We start from the raw sequence: 13,128 nt of genomic DNA on the forward strand, positions 1-13,128 counted from the left end.
GTCAGTGATCACGCCGGCAATACGTCCAGCGGCAGTTTCAGCTTCGCGGCCAGCGCCTGAGCCTCCAGATGCCCGGCGGGCGCCAGCAGGCGCAGGGGCATGCCCGATTGCGCGGCCATTTTCCGGGCTTCGGCGACCAGTCGCTCGGCAACACCACGGCGGCGGGTAATTTTTCGCACACATATTTGGGACAAGTGCCAGGCGTCTTGGTGCCTTTGCAAGCGGGCCGCGCCCAGCAGGCGATCATTGAAGCGTCCGGCGATCAGTGTGCCGTCGCGCAAACAGTCTTCGATCAACTGCGCGGCCCCGGAAAAAGGGGCGAACAGCCAGTCCGGGGCGTCGCAGTAGATCTTCTGCAGATCCTGCCGATCCTGGGCAGTGGCTTGGTTCAACGGCTCGACAATGATCGGCATGGTGATTCCTGTGGGGTCATGAGGCGATAGAGATCAGTTGACGTACAAAAGGTGATGTCAGTTTGGTTTTTCTGTCACTTGCAAATGGTAACCTTTGCCCGTTCGTCCGTCCTTCTGCGACCTGTTGTCGCACAACAAGGTGCTCCACCGATAAAACGGTCATGTCTGCGTGCATAGAGGCCGGGAGTGGGCTGTGGCTGGCGAACCATACTGACAATTGGGGGATACACAATGACCACGAGCATCACGGCGGACGGCTTCAGCGCCGACCAGCCTGCGTTCCTGTCCAAGGAGCGGATCATCGCCAAGCCCGGTTTCAACCGTTGGCTGGTGCCACCGGCCGCGCTGGCCATCCACCTGTGCATCGGCATGGCCTATGGCTTTTCGGTGTTCTGGTTGCCGCTGTCCAAGGCGCTGGGCATCACCGCTCCAGTGGCCTGCGCACCGGACATGGGTTTTATCGCACAAGTCTTTTCGTCCCAGTGTGACTGGCCGATCTCGATGCTCGGCTGGATCTACACCCTGTTCTTCATCTTCCTCGGTTGCTCGGCCGCCATCTGGGGTGGCTGGCTGGAACATGCCGGACCGCGCAAGGCCGGGGTCGTATCGGCGCTGTGCTGGTGCGGCGGCCTGCTGATTTCGGCGCTGGGGGTGTATACCCACCAGATCTGGCTGATGTGGATCGGCTCCGGGGTCATTGGCGGTATCGGCCTGGGCCTGGGCTACATTTCGCCGGTGTCGACCCTGATCAAATGGTTCCCGGACAAGCGCGGCATGGCGACCGGCATGGCAATCATGGGCTTCGGCGGCGGCGCAATGGTCGGCGCTCCACTGGCGGCGGCGCTGATGGGGCATTTCGCTTCGCCAACCAGCGTCGGCGTGTGGCAGAGCTTCCTGGTGATGGCCGCGATCTACTTCGTGTTCATGATCGGTGGCGCGCTGTCCTACCGCGTTCCGCCAACCGGCTGGAAGCCTGAAGGCTGGACGGCCCCGGCGAAAAAAGCCTCGAACGCGATGATCACTCATCGCCATGTTCACGTGAATGTGGCCTGGAAGACGCCGCAGTTCCGTCTGGTATGGCTGGTGCTGTGCCTGAACGTATCGGCCGGTATCGGCATCCTCGGCATGGCGTCGCCGCTGTTGCAGGAAGTGTTCGCTGGCAAGTTGCTGGGCAATGACCTGGCCTTCGGTCAACTGGACGCCTCGCAACTGGCTTCGATCGCCGCCATTGCTGCCGGTTTCACCGGTTTGCTCAGTCTGTTCAACATCGGCGGGCGCTTCTTCTGGGCTTCGTTCTCGGACTACCTGGGCCGCAAAAACACTTACTTCGTGTTCTTCGCCCTGGGCTTTGCCCTGTACGGACTGATTCCGAACCTGGGTCACCTGGGCAGCATCGCGCTGTTCGTGGCGGCGTTCTGCATCATCCTGTCGATGTATGGCGGTGGTTTCGCGACTGTTCCGGCGTATCTGGCGGACCTGTTCGGTACGCAAATGGTCGGTGCGATTCACGGTCGTCTGCTGACGGCGTGGGCTGCTGCCGGTGTGCTCGGTCCGGTGCTGGTGAACTACCTGCGTGAGTATCAGTTGAGCATCGGCGTCGAGCGTGCGGCGGCTTACGACATCACCCTGTACATCCTCGCCGGCCTGCTGGTGCTGGGCTTCCTGTGCAACCTGCTGGTGCGTCCGGTGGCGGACAAGTACTTCATGACCGACGCCGAACTGGCCGCCGAACAGGCGCTGGGCCATGACAAAGGCGCTGACAGCAGCACCGTGCTGGAGTGGAAAGCCGCGCCGGGCACCAAGCCGCTGGCGATTGCGGCGTGGCTGGTGGTGGGTATTCCGCTGGCGTGGGGTGTGTGGGTGACCCTGCAGAAGACGGCGGTGCTGTTTCACTAAGTAAAACGCACTATCCCTGTAGGAGCGAGCCTGCTCGCGATAGCGGTCTGACAGTCGACAGAAATGTTGAATGAACGACCCTCATCGCGAGCAGGCTCGCTCCTACAGTTGTTTTGGGGTGTCTGAAATGGCTTGTATGGACATGTCTATCGCCGACACCTCCGAATTCACTCCGTCAGGGATATCACCTCGCGTGTTTCTGTTTGGCGCCCGCACGCCTATAATGGCTGCCTTTTTCGCCCAATGATTTTGCGGAGCTGGTGATGGCCGAACGTAAGGCGTCTGTCGAGCGCGACACTCTGGAAACCCAGATCAAAGCCTCGATCAACCTCGATGGCACCGGAAAGGCCCGATTCGATATCGGTGTTCCTTTTCTTGAGCACATGCTGGACCAGATCGCCCGTCACGGGTTGATCGACCTGGATATTGTCAGCAAGGGCGACCTGCATATCGATGACCACCACACGGTGGAAGACGTCGGTATCACCCTCGGCCAGGCGTTTGCCAAAGCCATCGGCGACAAGAAAGGCATCCGTCGCTACGGCCACGCCTACGTGCCGCTCGATGAAGCGCTGTCGCGCGTGGTGATCGACTTCTCCGGCCGTCCAGGCCTGCAGATGCACGTGCCGTACACCCGCGCCACCGTTGGCGGCTTCGACGTTGACCTGTTCCAGGAATTCTTCCAGGGCTTCGTCAACCATGCATTGGTCAGCCTGCACATCGACAACCTGCGTGGCACCAACACCCACCACCAGATCGAAACCGTGTTCAAGGCTTTCGGCCGCGCCCTGCGCATGGCCGTGGAGCTCGATGACCGCATGGCCGGGCAAATGCCTTCGACCAAGGGCGTCCTGTAATGCAGACAGTCGCGGTTATCGATTACGGCATGGGCAACCTGCACTCGGTGGCCAAAGCCCTCGAACACGTGGGTGCAGGCAAGGTGCTGATCACCAGCGATGCCAACGTGATTCGCGAAGCCGACCGGGTGGTTTTCCCCGGCGTCGGCGCGATTCGCGATTGCATGGCGGAGATCCGTCGCCTCGGTTTCGATTCGCTGGTGCGTGAAGTCAGCCAGGACCGTCCGTTCCTTGGCATCTGCGTGGGCATGCAAGCCTTGCTCGATACCAGCGAAGAGAACGACGGTGTCGACTGCATCGGCCTGTTCCCGGGCGCGGTGAAGTTCTTCGGCAAGGATCTGGTCGAAGACGGCGAACACCTGAAAGTCCCGCACATGGGCTGGAACGAAGTGAAGCAGAAGGTCAGTCACCCGCTGTGGCACGACATTCCGGACATGGCGCGGTTCTACTTCGTGCACAGCTACTACATCGCTGCCGCCAACGCGCGGCAAGTGGTGGGTGGCGGTCACTACGGTGTCGATTTCGCCGCTGCGCTGGCCGAAGGCTCGCGTTTCGCCGTGCAGTTCCACCCGGAGAAAAGCCATACCCATGGCCTGCAATTGCTGCAGAACTTCGCTGCGTGGGACGGTCGCTGGTAAATGGCAACCAAGAAATCCAAGCCGCCGATTCTGACCCTCACTCCCGAGCAGGAGAGCGAGGCCAATCGCAAGATCAAGCGTTTCATGGAAGACCGCTTCGAACTCGACCTCGGCTCGTTCGAGGCGGCGGAGATTCTTGAGCTGTTTACCCGTGAAATTGCTCCGCACTATTACAACAGGGCGATTTTCGATGTGCAGGCGCATCTCAAAGAGAGGTTCGAAAGCATCGAAAGCGACCTGTGGGCGCTCGAGAAAAACTGATTTCCGAGCCAAGCTGATCATTCAAATTTGAAGGTTTGCCAGATGCTGATTATTCCCGCTATCGATCTTAAAGACGGTGCCTGTGTTCGTCTGCGCCAGGGCCGTATGGAAGATTCCACGGTGTTCTCCGATGACCCGGTGAGCATGGCTGCCAAGTGGGTGGAGGGCGGTTGCCGCCGTCTGCATCTGGTCGACCTGAACGGCGCCTTCGAAGGCCAGCCAGTCAACGGCGAGGTGGTCACCGCCATCGCCAAGCGTTATCCGAACCTGCCGATCCAGATCGGCGGCGGTATCCGCTCCCTGGAAACCATCGAGCACTACGTGAAAGCGGGCGTGAGCTACGTGATCATCGGCACCAAGGCTGTGAAAGATCCGGCCTTCGTCGCCGAGGCCTGCCGCGCGTTCCCGGGCAAAATCATCGTGGGTCTGGATGCCAAGGACGGTTTTGTCGCCACTGACGGCTGGGCTGAAATCAGCACTATCCAGGTGATCGACCTGGCCAAGCAGTTTGAAGCCGACGGCGTGTCTTCGATCGTTTATACCGATATCGCCAAAGACGGCATGATGCAGGGCTGCAACGTACCGTTCACCGCCGCACTGGCTGCTGCCACGAAGATCCCGGTGATCGCTTCCGGCGGTATCCACAACCTGGGTGACATCAAGACCCTGCTCGACGCCAAGGCGCCAGGCATCATCGGTGCGATCACGGGCCGAGCGATCTACGAAGGCACTCTCGACGTCGCTCAAGCGCAAGCTTTCTGCGATTCGTACAAAGGCTGAGGACTGATCATGGCGCTGGCCAAACGCATCATCCCTTGCCTGGACGTGGACAACGGCCGGGTGGTCAAGGGTGTGAAATTCGAAAACATCCGCGACGCCGGTGACCCGGTGGAAATCGCCCGTCGCTACGACGAGCAGGGTGCCGACGAGATTACCTTTCTCGACATCACCGCCAGCGTCGACGGCCGCGACACCACGTTGCACACCGTCGAGCGCATGGCCAGCCAGGTGTTCATCCCGCTGACCGTGGGCGGTGGCGTGCGTACCGTGCAGGACATCCGCAACCTGCTCAATGCCGGTGCGGACAAGGTTTCGATCAACACCGCAGCAGTGTTCAACCCGGAGTTTGTCGGTGAAGCCGCGCAGCATTTCGGTTCGCAATGCATCGTGGTGGCCATCGACGCGAAGAAGGTTTCCGGGCCGGGCGAAACCCCGCGCTGGGAAATTTTCACCCATGGCGGTCGCAAGCCAACCGGCCTCGACGCCGTTGAGTGGGCGAAGAAAATGGAAGGCCTGGGTGCCGGCGAAATCCTGCTGACCAGCATGGACCAGGACGGCATGAAAAACGGTTTCGACCTGGGTGTCACCCGCGCGATCAGCGATGCGCTGGGCATTCCGGTGATCGCCTCCGGCGGTGTCGGCAACCTGCAACACCTGGCCGACGGCATTATCGAAGGCCACGCCAGCGCGGTACTGGCGGCGAGTATTTTCCACTTCGGCGAATACACGGTGCAGGAAGCCAAGGCCTATATGGCCCATCGCGGAATCGTGATGCGTTAAACAACAGGCCAGTGGACACCATGGCGTACCCAAGGCACTCTTGGGTACGCCATGGATTTCGGTAGCCAGACATGCTTAAACGCTTTCTTCTCGTCCTCGCCAGCGCATCTCTGTTGTTGATCAACGGAGCAAACGCTAAAGACAGCCCCGATACCGACCTGGTGTTGCTGACGGAGAACTTCCCGCCGTACAACATGGCGAAGAACGGCAAGAACTTCGCTCAGGACGAGAACATCAATGGCATTGCCGTGGACATCGTCCGCGAGATGTTCAAGCGCGCCGACATTACCTACAGCCTGACGCTGCGTTTCCCTTGGGAGCGGGTGTACAAACTGGCTCTGGAAAACCCCGGTTACGGTGCCTTTGTGATGGCGCGTCTGCCCGATCGTGAAAAACTCTTCAAATGGGTCGGCCCGATTGGCCCGGACGACTGGATCATGTTGGCCAGGGCCGATAGCAAGATCACTCTCGAAACTCTCAATGACGCGCGCAAATACAAGATCGGCGCCTACAAGGGCGATGCGATTGCCGAGACGCTGGCCAAGCAGGGGCTCAATCCTATTGTTGTGCTGCGTGATCAAGACAACGCGAAAAAACTGGTCAACGGCCAGATCGACCTGTGGGCCACCGGTGATCCGGCCGGGCGCTATCTGGCGCGCCAGGACGGGGTCAGCGGGTTGAAAACCGTATTGCGTTTCAACAGTGCTGAACTGTACCTGGCGCTGAACAAGGATGTGCCGGACGAGACGGTGGCCAAGCTCCAGGCGGCGCTGGACCAGATGCGCAAGGAAGGCCGGGTGGACGAGATCATGGCGCAGTATCTGTAGAGCCCTGCACATATCAATGTGGGAGCGAGCCTGCTCGCGAAAGCGGTTTTACAGTCGACATTTGCAATGACTGTCATGACCCCATCGCGAGCAGGCTCGCACACAGTTGTTTGGTGGTGCCCGCGGATTAGCGGTACACCCCATCCTTCCCATGCGCAGCCGTCGCCCGGTTACCGCGCACACTGATCATTTGCTTGATATCGATCCACTCGATTCCCTGGGCTTTCAGCTTGGGCAGTTCGCGCTCCAGCACCGCAAGTGTCTGCGGATACGGATGCCCGATCATCACCGCCGAACCCTGCTTGTGCGCGAGGCTGATCGCGGTCTGCAACTGGGTCAGGATCGCCGCTTCAGTACGCTCATCGTCGAGAAACACATCCCGCGAAACGCTCGCCAAACCGATCTTCTGCGCTTGGGCAGCGGCCACGGTCTGGGCGCTGGTGCGGCTGTCGACGAAGAGTTTATGCCGGCGCTGCAAATCCGCCATCAACCACGCCATGGCGGCTGGCTGTGCGGTCATGCGGCTGCCCATGTGGTTGTTGATGCCGCTGGTGTACGGGACCCTTTTGAACGCGGCATCCAGGCGTTTTTCCAGCTCTTCGATGGGCAGCTCGGGGTGCCAGGCAAACGGTCCGGTGGCCGGGTCCATGGGCATGTGCAGGATGACGATCTTACCGGCGCGATGGGCTTCGCGGGCGAATTCGGTGGCGTGGGGCGTGTCGGGCATGATCGCTGTGGCCACAGGGCCAGGCAGGGCGAGCACGCGGCGATCCCGGGGCAGGTTCTGCCCCAGGTCATCGATGATCAGGCTCAGGTAGGCTTTGTGGGGCGTCGATCCGACGGGTTCTGCGTGAGCAACACCCGCCAGACAAAACAATAGACCGATCAGTAACCGTAGAAGCATCTCAACGGCCGGACGTGATGCTCAGCCCTTTGAGCAGGCTCAGGGCCTGGGCCAATTGGTAATCATCGTCCTGCGGCATCGGCTTGGCTTTGCCGCTGGAACCGGTCGGTTTGTCGGCGCCGCCATTGCCATTGCCCAGGTGACCCTGCAAGTCAGCTTCCTTGAAGTAATCGCTGTCTTGCTCGCTGGTGATCTTGGCCTTGCGTACTTCGATGTCCGGCACGATGCCCTGGGCCTGGATGGAGCGACCGTTCGGCGTGTAATACAGCGCCGTGGTGATCTTCAATGCGCGCTCGTTGTTCAGCGGCAGCACGGTTTGTACCGAGCCTTTGCCGAAGCTGGTGGTGCCCATGACGACTGCGCGTTTCTGGTCCTGCAGGGCACCGGCGACGATTTCCGAAGCCGAGGCACTGCCACCGTTGATCAATACGACCATCGGCACGGCTTCGCTTTCGTCCTTGCCGGTGGCAGAGAAACGCAGCTCGGAGTTGGCGATGCGGCCCTTGGTGTAAACGATCAGGCCCTTGGTGATGAAGTGGTCGACCACTTCCACCGCCGCCTGCAACACGCCGCCCGGGTTGTTGCGCAAGTCGAGAATGATGCCCTTGAGCTTCTTGCCGTTTTCCTTGCGCATTTTGGCCAGGGCCTTGGAGACTTCTTCGCCGGTCTTGACCTGGAACTGGGTGATGCGGATGTAGCCGTAGCCCGATTCCAGCAACTGGCTCTTCACGCTCTTCACTTGAATGACGGCGCGGGTCAGGGTCACGTCGAACGGCGTGCCACCGTCGCGGACCAGGGTCAGGGTGATTTTCTGGCCGATCTTGCCGCGCATCTTGTCCACGGCTTCGGTCATGCTCTGGCCGCGGGTCGGCTGGCCGTTGATCTTGACGATGAAGTCGCCGGCCTGAATGCCGGCCTTGGAGGCCGGAGTGTCGTCAATGGGCGACACCACCTTGATGAAGCCGTCTTCGGCACCGACTTCAATGCCCAGGCCGCCGAATTCACCGCTGGTGCTTTCCTGCAACTCGGCGAAATCTTCAGGGCCCAGGTAGGCCGAATGCGGATCGAGGTTGCTGAGCATGCCCTTGATGGCGTTTTCCAGCAGGGTCTTGTCGTCCACCGGTTCGACATAAGCGGCCTTGATCCGGTCCATCACCTCGGCAAAGGTGCGCAACTCATCCAGCGGCAATGGCGCCTTGGTGGTCGCGGCAGTGCCCGCAGGCGCAACCGCCGGCGCTGGTTGAGCGGCAAACGCCAGAGGCGCGCCGATCACCAGGGCGATCGTCAGGGCCAGCGAGGTAAGGCGGGACAAATGCAGCATGTCTAACAAACTCCTGAATTAGGTAACGCACTTATCCTTGCGCGCGGCACCATTGCGCCGGATCACTCGGGTGACCCTGCTGACGAATAGCAAAATACAGCGCTGGCGTGTCTTGCCCGCCACTGCTGCCGACAGTGGAGATGGACTCACCGGCTTTAACCACATCACCCGCAGACTTGAGCAGCGTCTGGTTGTGACCATAAAGACTCAAGAAACCGTTGCCGTGGTCGAGGATCACCAGCAACCCGGCGCCTCGCAGCCAGTCGGCAAACACTACGCGACCACCATGCACCGCATGCACGGTGCTGCCGGCAGACGCGCTGATCATCACGCCATCCCACTTGGTCCGGGCATCGTCGCCACGGCTTTCACCGTAGCGCGCCAGCAGTCGACCATCGACAGGCCAGGGAAGTTTGCCGCGGGTTGACGCAAACGGACCGCCAAAGGTCTCGCCGGAACTGGAAACCAGTGCGCCGGGTGACGATCTGACTGGCTTGCGTGGGGCGTCATCGCTGGCATCTGCCTGCGCCTGGGCCTCACGTAAACGCTTTTTTTCGGCTTCCTGCTGGGCAATCAGCGCTTTTTGCCGCGCTTCTTCTGCCTCACGAGCCTGGCGTGCCAGGGTTTCTTCAATGGTTTTAAGGACTTTAGACAGGTCTGCCTGATCCTGCTCGCGCGCCGCCAGTTTCTGATCGCGAGCCTTTACGTCGTCATTGAGCTTGGCCAGGACTTGCTGGCGCTCCTTGCGGACTTTCTCGAGCTCGTCACGCTGGGTGTCGAGGCTGCTTTGCTGCACCAGCAATTGCGCCTGCTGCATGGCGATGTCTTTCTCGACATTGGACAGTTGGCGCAGGGTTTCGTTGAAATTCTTCAACTGTTCCAGGCGAGCCTGGCTCAGGTAGTCGTAATAGGTGAGGGTACGGGCGAATCTTTCCGGATTCTGCTGGTTGAGCAGCAGCTTGAGGTATTCCTGGCGACCGTTCTGGTAGGCCGCCCGGGCCTGAATGGCGATCAGTCGTTGCTGTTCAATGCGCGCGCTCTGGAGTTTTTTTTTCTCCGCATCGAGTCGCTGCAGCTCGGCTTCGCTTTTCTTCAGCTCTTTTTGCAGGGCGTCGACCTGCTTTTCGAGCTTGCCCATTTCGGTTTCGGTGCCCTTGAGCTCTTTCTGTACACCGGACTTTTCTTCCTGCAACTTGCCCAGCAGCTTCTTCAGCTCGGCAATGTCCTGACGCGTGGCGTCCAACTGTTGTTGGGTATCTGCGCGCTCGTCAGCGAAAGCCGGTTGGAGCAGGCATGTCAGGGCTAGGGCAGTCAGGATGCGGAGCATAGGGGCGGGCGGCACCAGGGAAAGGGACGGCCTAGTATGCCCGCCATGGGCGGCAAAAAAAATGCCCATTTCTGACTGTGTGATAACTGGATCGAAAAACACCGCAAACCCACTGTAGGAGCGAGCCTGCTCGCGATGGCGTCCTAACATTCAATATCGATATTGACTGTCAGATTGCTATCGCGAGCAGGCTCGCTCCTACAGGGTTTTGTGGCGTTTTGGAGAACCAATCAGACCAGAATCGAAGTCCCGGTCATTTCCGCCGGTTGCTCAAGGCCCAGCAACTTGAGCATGGTTGGCGCCACGTCTGCCAGCACTCCGCCCTCGCGAACCTTCAGGTCGCGCTTGCCGACATAGATGAACGGTACCGGCTCGGTGGTGTGGGCGGTGTGTGCCTGGCCGGTGGTTTCATCGGACATTTGCTCGACGTTGCCATGGTCGGCGGTGATCAAGGCTTCGCCGCCGACCTTTTCCAGGGCATCGACGATGCGGCCCACGCACAGGTCCAGGCATTCGACGGCCTTGACCGCTGCTTCGAACACGCCGCTGTGACCGACCATGTCGCCGTTGGCGTAGTTGACCACGATCACGTCGTAACGCTGGTTTTCGATGGCGTCGACGATGCGGTCGGTGACTTCAGGTGCGCTCATTTCCGGCTGCAAGTCATAGGTGGCGACTTTCGGCGACGGAATCAGGATGCGTTCTTCGCCCGGGAACGGTTCTTCGCGGCCGCCGGAGAAGAAGAAGGTCACGTGGGCATATTTTTCGGTTTCGGCGATGCGCAGCTGAGTCTTGCCGTTTTTCGCCAGATAGTCGCCCAGCACGTTTTCCAGGCTGCCGGCCGCGAAAGCCGACGGCGCAGGGATGCTGGCGGCGTATTGGGTCAGCATGACGAAACCGGCCAGTTTCGGCTGGCGGGCACGCTCGAACTCACTGAAATTGTCTTCGACGAACACGCGGGTCAGCTCGCGGGCACGGTCGGCGCGGAAGTTCATGAACACCACGGCATCGCCGTCTTCGACTTTTACCGGCTCGCCGATGGAGGTGGCTTTGACGAATTCGTCGCTCTCGCCACGTTCGTAGGCCGCTTGCAGGCCTTCCTGAGCGGTGGTGGCGTTGAATTCGCCCTGGCCATCGACAATCAGGTTGTAGGCCTGGGACACGCGGTCCCAGCGGTTGTCGCGGTCCATGGCGTAGTAGCGGCCAATGATGCTGGCGATCCGGCCTTTGCCCAGGGCCTGGAAGGTCGCGTCGAGCAGTTCGATCGACGACTGCGCGCTTTTCGGCGGAGTGTCGCGACCGTCGAGGAAGGCGTGCAGGTAGATGTTTTGTGCGCCGCGCTTGAAGGCCAGTTCGGCCATGGCGACCAGGTGATCCTGGTGGCTATGCACGCCGCCATCGGACAGCAGGCCCATGAAGTGCACGGCTTTGCCGGCGGCGACGGCCTTGTCCACGGCGGCGCAGATGGTCGGGTTCTCGAAGAACTCGCCGTCGCGGATCGATTTGGTCACGCGAGTGAAGTCCTGATACACCACGCGGCCGGCGCCCAGGTTCATGTGGCCGACTTCGGAGTTGCCCATCTGGCCATCCGGCAGGCCGACGTCCATGCCGCTGCCCGAGATCAGGCCGTTCGGCACGGTGGCCCACAGACGATCCAGTACAGGCTTGTTCGCCGCGAAAATGGCGTTGGATTCGGGATTGTCGCTGTGACCGAAGCCGTCGAGAATCATCAGGACCAAAGGTTTAGGCGTGGTAGTCATGGAATCCGCTCTGGCTTAAGTAAAAAGGGGCGATGGAAAAGGGAGTCGCAGTTTAAAGCGAAGTTCCGGCCGCGTCACCGCCGGACGGGGTTTGGCCCACCATAGTGGCTGTGTATACTGGCCGACATTTTAACGCCCTGGAACCTCCTTCGATGGTTGCTAACCTGATTCAATTTGCCACTAACCACTACATTCTCGTCGGTATCTTCGTCGTACTGCTGGCGTTGCTGATTGCCTATCAAATGCAGGGCGGCGGCCGTAGCCTGAGCACCGGCGAACTGACCGGGCTGGTCAACAAGGACGCAGGCGTGGTGATCGACATTCGTCCAGCCAAGGATTTCGCCGCCGGTCACATTGTCGGTGCGTTGAACATTCCCCAGGACAAACTGACCGCCCGCGTTGGCGAGCTGGAAAAGCACAAGGCCAAGACCATCATCCTGGTCGACGCCATGGGCCAGACCGCTGGCACCCACGCCCGCGAATTGATGAAGTCCGGCTTCACCGCCGCCAAGCTGTCCGGCGGTATCTCCAGCTGGAAAGCCGACAATCTGCCGCTGGTGAAGTGATATGAGTAGCGTCGTCGTCTATTCCAGCGATTACTGCCCTTACTGCTCGCGAGCCAAGTACCTGCTCGAGAACAAAGGCGTGGCCTTCGAAGAGATCAAGGTCGATGGCAAGCCGCAGGTGCGCGCTGCGATGGCCCAGAAAGCCGGGCGTACGTCCGTGCCGCAAATCTGGATCGGCAGCACCCACGTGGGCGGTTGTGATGATCTGTTCGCCCTGGAGCGCGCCGGCAAGCTCGACGCGTTGCTCAGGGCCTGACGGCAATACCCGAAACAAGCAAACCTAAAAGAACCCTGGATCAAGAAGGATCTGCGATGACTGACCAACAGAACACTGCTGCGAACGAAGAAGAAACTGCACCGCAATTCTCCTTGCAGCGCATTTATGTGCGTGACCTGTCCTTCGAAGCTCCAAAAAGCCCGGCGATCTTCCGCCAGCAGTGGGAGCCGAGCGTCGGTCTGGATCTGAACACCCGTCAGAAGACGCTGGAAGCCGACTTCCACGAAGTCGTGCTGACCCTGTCGGTTACCGTGAAAAACGGTGACGAAGTGGCGTTCATCGCTGAAGTGCAACAGGCCGGGATCTTCCTGATCAAGAATCTGGATGACGCTTCGATGAGCCACACCCTGGGTGCGTTCTGCCCGAACATCCTGTTCCCGTACGCTCGCGAAACCCTGGACAGCCTGGTGACCCGCGGTTCGTTCCCGGCACTGATGCTGGCTCCGGTGAACTTCGATGCACTGTACGCTCAAGAGCTGCAACGCATGCAGGCTGCTGGCGAGACTCCGACCGTTCAGTAA

The 13,128-nt window shown here is 60.3% G+C and carries 15 protein-coding genes; 10 read left to right on the top strand and 5 right to left on the bottom strand.

Annotated elements, in window-relative coordinates; all coding sequences use genetic code 11:
* Positions 1-8: 8 nt before the first annotated feature.
* Positions 9-413, bottom strand: a complete 405-nt coding sequence (locus tag BSF44_RS03515; RefSeq protein WP_095942299.1) for an acetyl-CoA sensor PanZ family protein — start codon at positions 411-413, stop codon at positions 9-11.
* Between the two features lie 231 nt (positions 414-644).
* On the opposite strand from BSF44_RS03515, the gene BSF44_RS03520 reads away from it, so the two are divergent.
* The 7 genes from BSF44_RS03520 (at position 645) to BSF44_RS03550 (ending at position 6,452) form a co-directional block, all read left to right on the top strand.
* Positions 645-2,309, top strand: a complete 1,665-nt coding sequence (locus BSF44_RS03520; protein ID WP_095942300.1) for an OFA family MFS transporter — start codon at positions 645-647, stop codon at positions 2,307-2,309.
* A gap of 263 nt (positions 2,310-2,572) precedes the next feature.
* Positions 2,573-3,166, top strand: a complete 594-nt coding sequence (gene hisB, locus BSF44_RS03525; protein WP_003218037.1) for an imidazoleglycerol-phosphate dehydratase HisB — start codon at positions 2,573-2,575, stop codon at positions 3,164-3,166.
* Positions 3,166-3,804, top strand: coding sequence for an imidazole glycerol phosphate synthase subunit HisH (gene hisH / locus BSF44_RS03530; RefSeq protein WP_008047713.1), 639 nt, complete (start codon positions 3,166-3,168; stop codon positions 3,802-3,804). Before hisB ends, hisH begins: the two co-directional genes overlap by 1 nt.
* Positions 3,805-4,065: a DUF2164 domain-containing protein gene (locus tag BSF44_RS03535; RefSeq protein WP_095942301.1), complete on the top strand. Its 261-nt coding sequence runs from the start codon at positions 3,805-3,807 to the stop codon at positions 4,063-4,065.
* Positions 4,066-4,107: 42 nt separating this feature from the next.
* Positions 4,108-4,845, top strand: a complete 738-nt coding sequence (gene hisA, locus BSF44_RS03540) for a 1-(5-phosphoribosyl)-5-[(5-phosphoribosylamino)methylideneamino]imidazole-4-carboxamide isomerase (protein ID WP_095942302.1) — start codon at positions 4,108-4,110, stop codon at positions 4,843-4,845.
* A 9-nt stretch (positions 4,846-4,854) separates the two neighbouring features.
* Positions 4,855-5,625 carry an imidazole glycerol phosphate synthase subunit HisF gene (gene hisF / locus BSF44_RS03545; RefSeq protein ID WP_007972752.1) on the top strand — a complete coding sequence of 257 codons (771 nt, stop codon included), beginning with the start codon at positions 4,855-4,857 and terminating at the stop codon, positions 5,623-5,625.
* A 71-nt stretch (positions 5,626-5,696) separates the two neighbouring features.
* A complete protein-coding gene (locus BSF44_RS03550) occupies positions 5,697-6,452 on the top strand; it encodes an ABC transporter substrate-binding protein (RefSeq protein ID WP_095942303.1) in 756 nt (251 codons plus the stop codon).
* Between the two features lie 127 nt (positions 6,453-6,579).
* On the opposite strand, the gene BSF44_RS03555 is transcribed toward BSF44_RS03550, so the two are convergent.
* From BSF44_RS03555 to gpmI, 4 genes are all read right to left on the bottom strand, one after another.
* Positions 6,580-7,356: a divergent polysaccharide deacetylase family protein gene (locus BSF44_RS03555; RefSeq protein WP_095942304.1), complete on the bottom strand. Its 777-nt coding sequence runs from the start codon at positions 7,354-7,356 to the stop codon at positions 6,580-6,582.
* Between the two features lies 1 nt (position 7,357).
* On the bottom strand, positions 7,358-8,677 hold the full coding sequence (locus BSF44_RS03560) for a S41 family peptidase (RefSeq protein ID WP_095942305.1): 1,320 nt from the start codon (positions 8,675-8,677) through the stop codon (positions 7,358-7,360).
* 31 nt (positions 8,678-8,708) lie between these two features.
* On the bottom strand, positions 8,709-10,004 hold the full coding sequence (locus tag BSF44_RS03565) for a murein hydrolase activator EnvC (protein ID WP_095942306.1): 1,296 nt from the start codon (positions 10,002-10,004) through the stop codon (positions 8,709-8,711).
* A gap of 230 nt (positions 10,005-10,234) precedes the next feature.
* Positions 10,235-11,764, bottom strand: coding sequence for a 2,3-bisphosphoglycerate-independent phosphoglycerate mutase (gene gpmI / locus BSF44_RS03570; protein WP_095942307.1), 1,530 nt, complete (start codon positions 11,762-11,764; stop codon positions 10,235-10,237).
* Between the two features lie 152 nt (positions 11,765-11,916).
* Between gpmI and BSF44_RS03575 the strand changes: the two genes are divergently transcribed.
* Genes BSF44_RS03575 through secB form a run of 3 tightly spaced genes read left to right on the top strand, consistent with a single transcriptional unit; the run spans position 11,917 to position 13,128 of the window.
* Positions 11,917-12,330 (top strand): rhodanese-like domain-containing protein, encoded by a 414-nt coding sequence (locus tag BSF44_RS03575; protein WP_095942308.1) that lies wholly within the window; start codon positions 11,917-11,919, stop codon positions 12,328-12,330.
* Position 12,331: 1 nt separating this feature from the next.
* Positions 12,332-12,586, top strand: a complete 255-nt coding sequence (gene grxC, locus BSF44_RS03580) for a glutaredoxin 3 (RefSeq protein WP_008047737.1) — start codon at positions 12,332-12,334, stop codon at positions 12,584-12,586.
* A gap of 56 nt (positions 12,587-12,642) precedes the next feature.
* On the top strand, positions 12,643-13,128 hold the full coding sequence (secB, locus tag BSF44_RS03585; RefSeq protein ID WP_008047739.1) for a protein-export chaperone SecB: 486 nt from the start codon (positions 12,643-12,645) through the stop codon (positions 13,126-13,128).

This window comes from Pseudomonas sp. ACN8 (genome assembly GCF_002303925.1).
Taxonomy (GTDB): domain Bacteria; phylum Pseudomonadota; class Gammaproteobacteria; order Pseudomonadales; family Pseudomonadaceae; genus Aquipseudomonas.

Bases quoted from the DNA above. Each gene is read 5' to 3' on its own strand.
- secB (WP_008047739.1), top strand. From the start codon at position 12,643: ATGACTGACCAACAGAACACTGCTGCGAACGAAGAAGAAACTGCACCG.
- hisB (WP_003218037.1), top strand. From the start codon at position 2,573: ATGGCCGAACGTAAGGCGTCTGTCGAGCGCGACACTCTGGAAACCCAG.
- BSF44_RS03555 (WP_095942304.1), bottom strand. From the start codon at position 7,356: ATGCTTCTACGGTTACTGATCGGTCTATTGTTTTGTCTGGCGGGTGTT.
- BSF44_RS03515 (WP_095942299.1), bottom strand. From the start codon at position 413: ATGCCGATCATTGTCGAGCCGTTGAACCAAGCCACTGCCCAGGATCGG.
- hisF (WP_007972752.1), top strand. From the start codon at position 4,855: ATGGCGCTGGCCAAACGCATCATCCCTTGCCTGGACGTGGACAACGGC.
- BSF44_RS03575 (WP_095942308.1), top strand. From the start codon at position 11,917: ATGGTTGCTAACCTGATTCAATTTGCCACTAACCACTACATTCTCGTC.
- BSF44_RS03565 (WP_095942306.1), bottom strand. From the start codon at position 10,004: ATGCTCCGCATCCTGACTGCCCTAGCCCTGACATGCCTGCTCCAACCG.
- BSF44_RS03560 (WP_095942305.1), bottom strand. From the start codon at position 8,677: ATGCTGCATTTGTCCCGCCTTACCTCGCTGGCCCTGACGATCGCCCTG.
- BSF44_RS03520 (WP_095942300.1), top strand. From the start codon at position 645: ATGACCACGAGCATCACGGCGGACGGCTTCAGCGCCGACCAGCCTGCG.
- BSF44_RS03550 (WP_095942303.1), top strand. From the start codon at position 5,697: ATGCTTAAACGCTTTCTTCTCGTCCTCGCCAGCGCATCTCTGTTGTTG.
- BSF44_RS03535 (WP_095942301.1), top strand. From the start codon at position 3,805: ATGGCAACCAAGAAATCCAAGCCGCCGATTCTGACCCTCACTCCCGAG.
- gpmI (WP_095942307.1), bottom strand. From the start codon at position 11,764: ATGACTACCACGCCTAAACCTTTGGTCCTGATGATTCTCGACGGCTTC.
- grxC (WP_008047737.1), top strand. From the start codon at position 12,332: ATGAGTAGCGTCGTCGTCTATTCCAGCGATTACTGCCCTTACTGCTCG.
- hisH (WP_008047713.1), top strand. From the start codon at position 3,166: ATGCAGACAGTCGCGGTTATCGATTACGGCATGGGCAACCTGCACTCG.
- hisA (WP_095942302.1), top strand. From the start codon at position 4,108: ATGCTGATTATTCCCGCTATCGATCTTAAAGACGGTGCCTGTGTTCGT.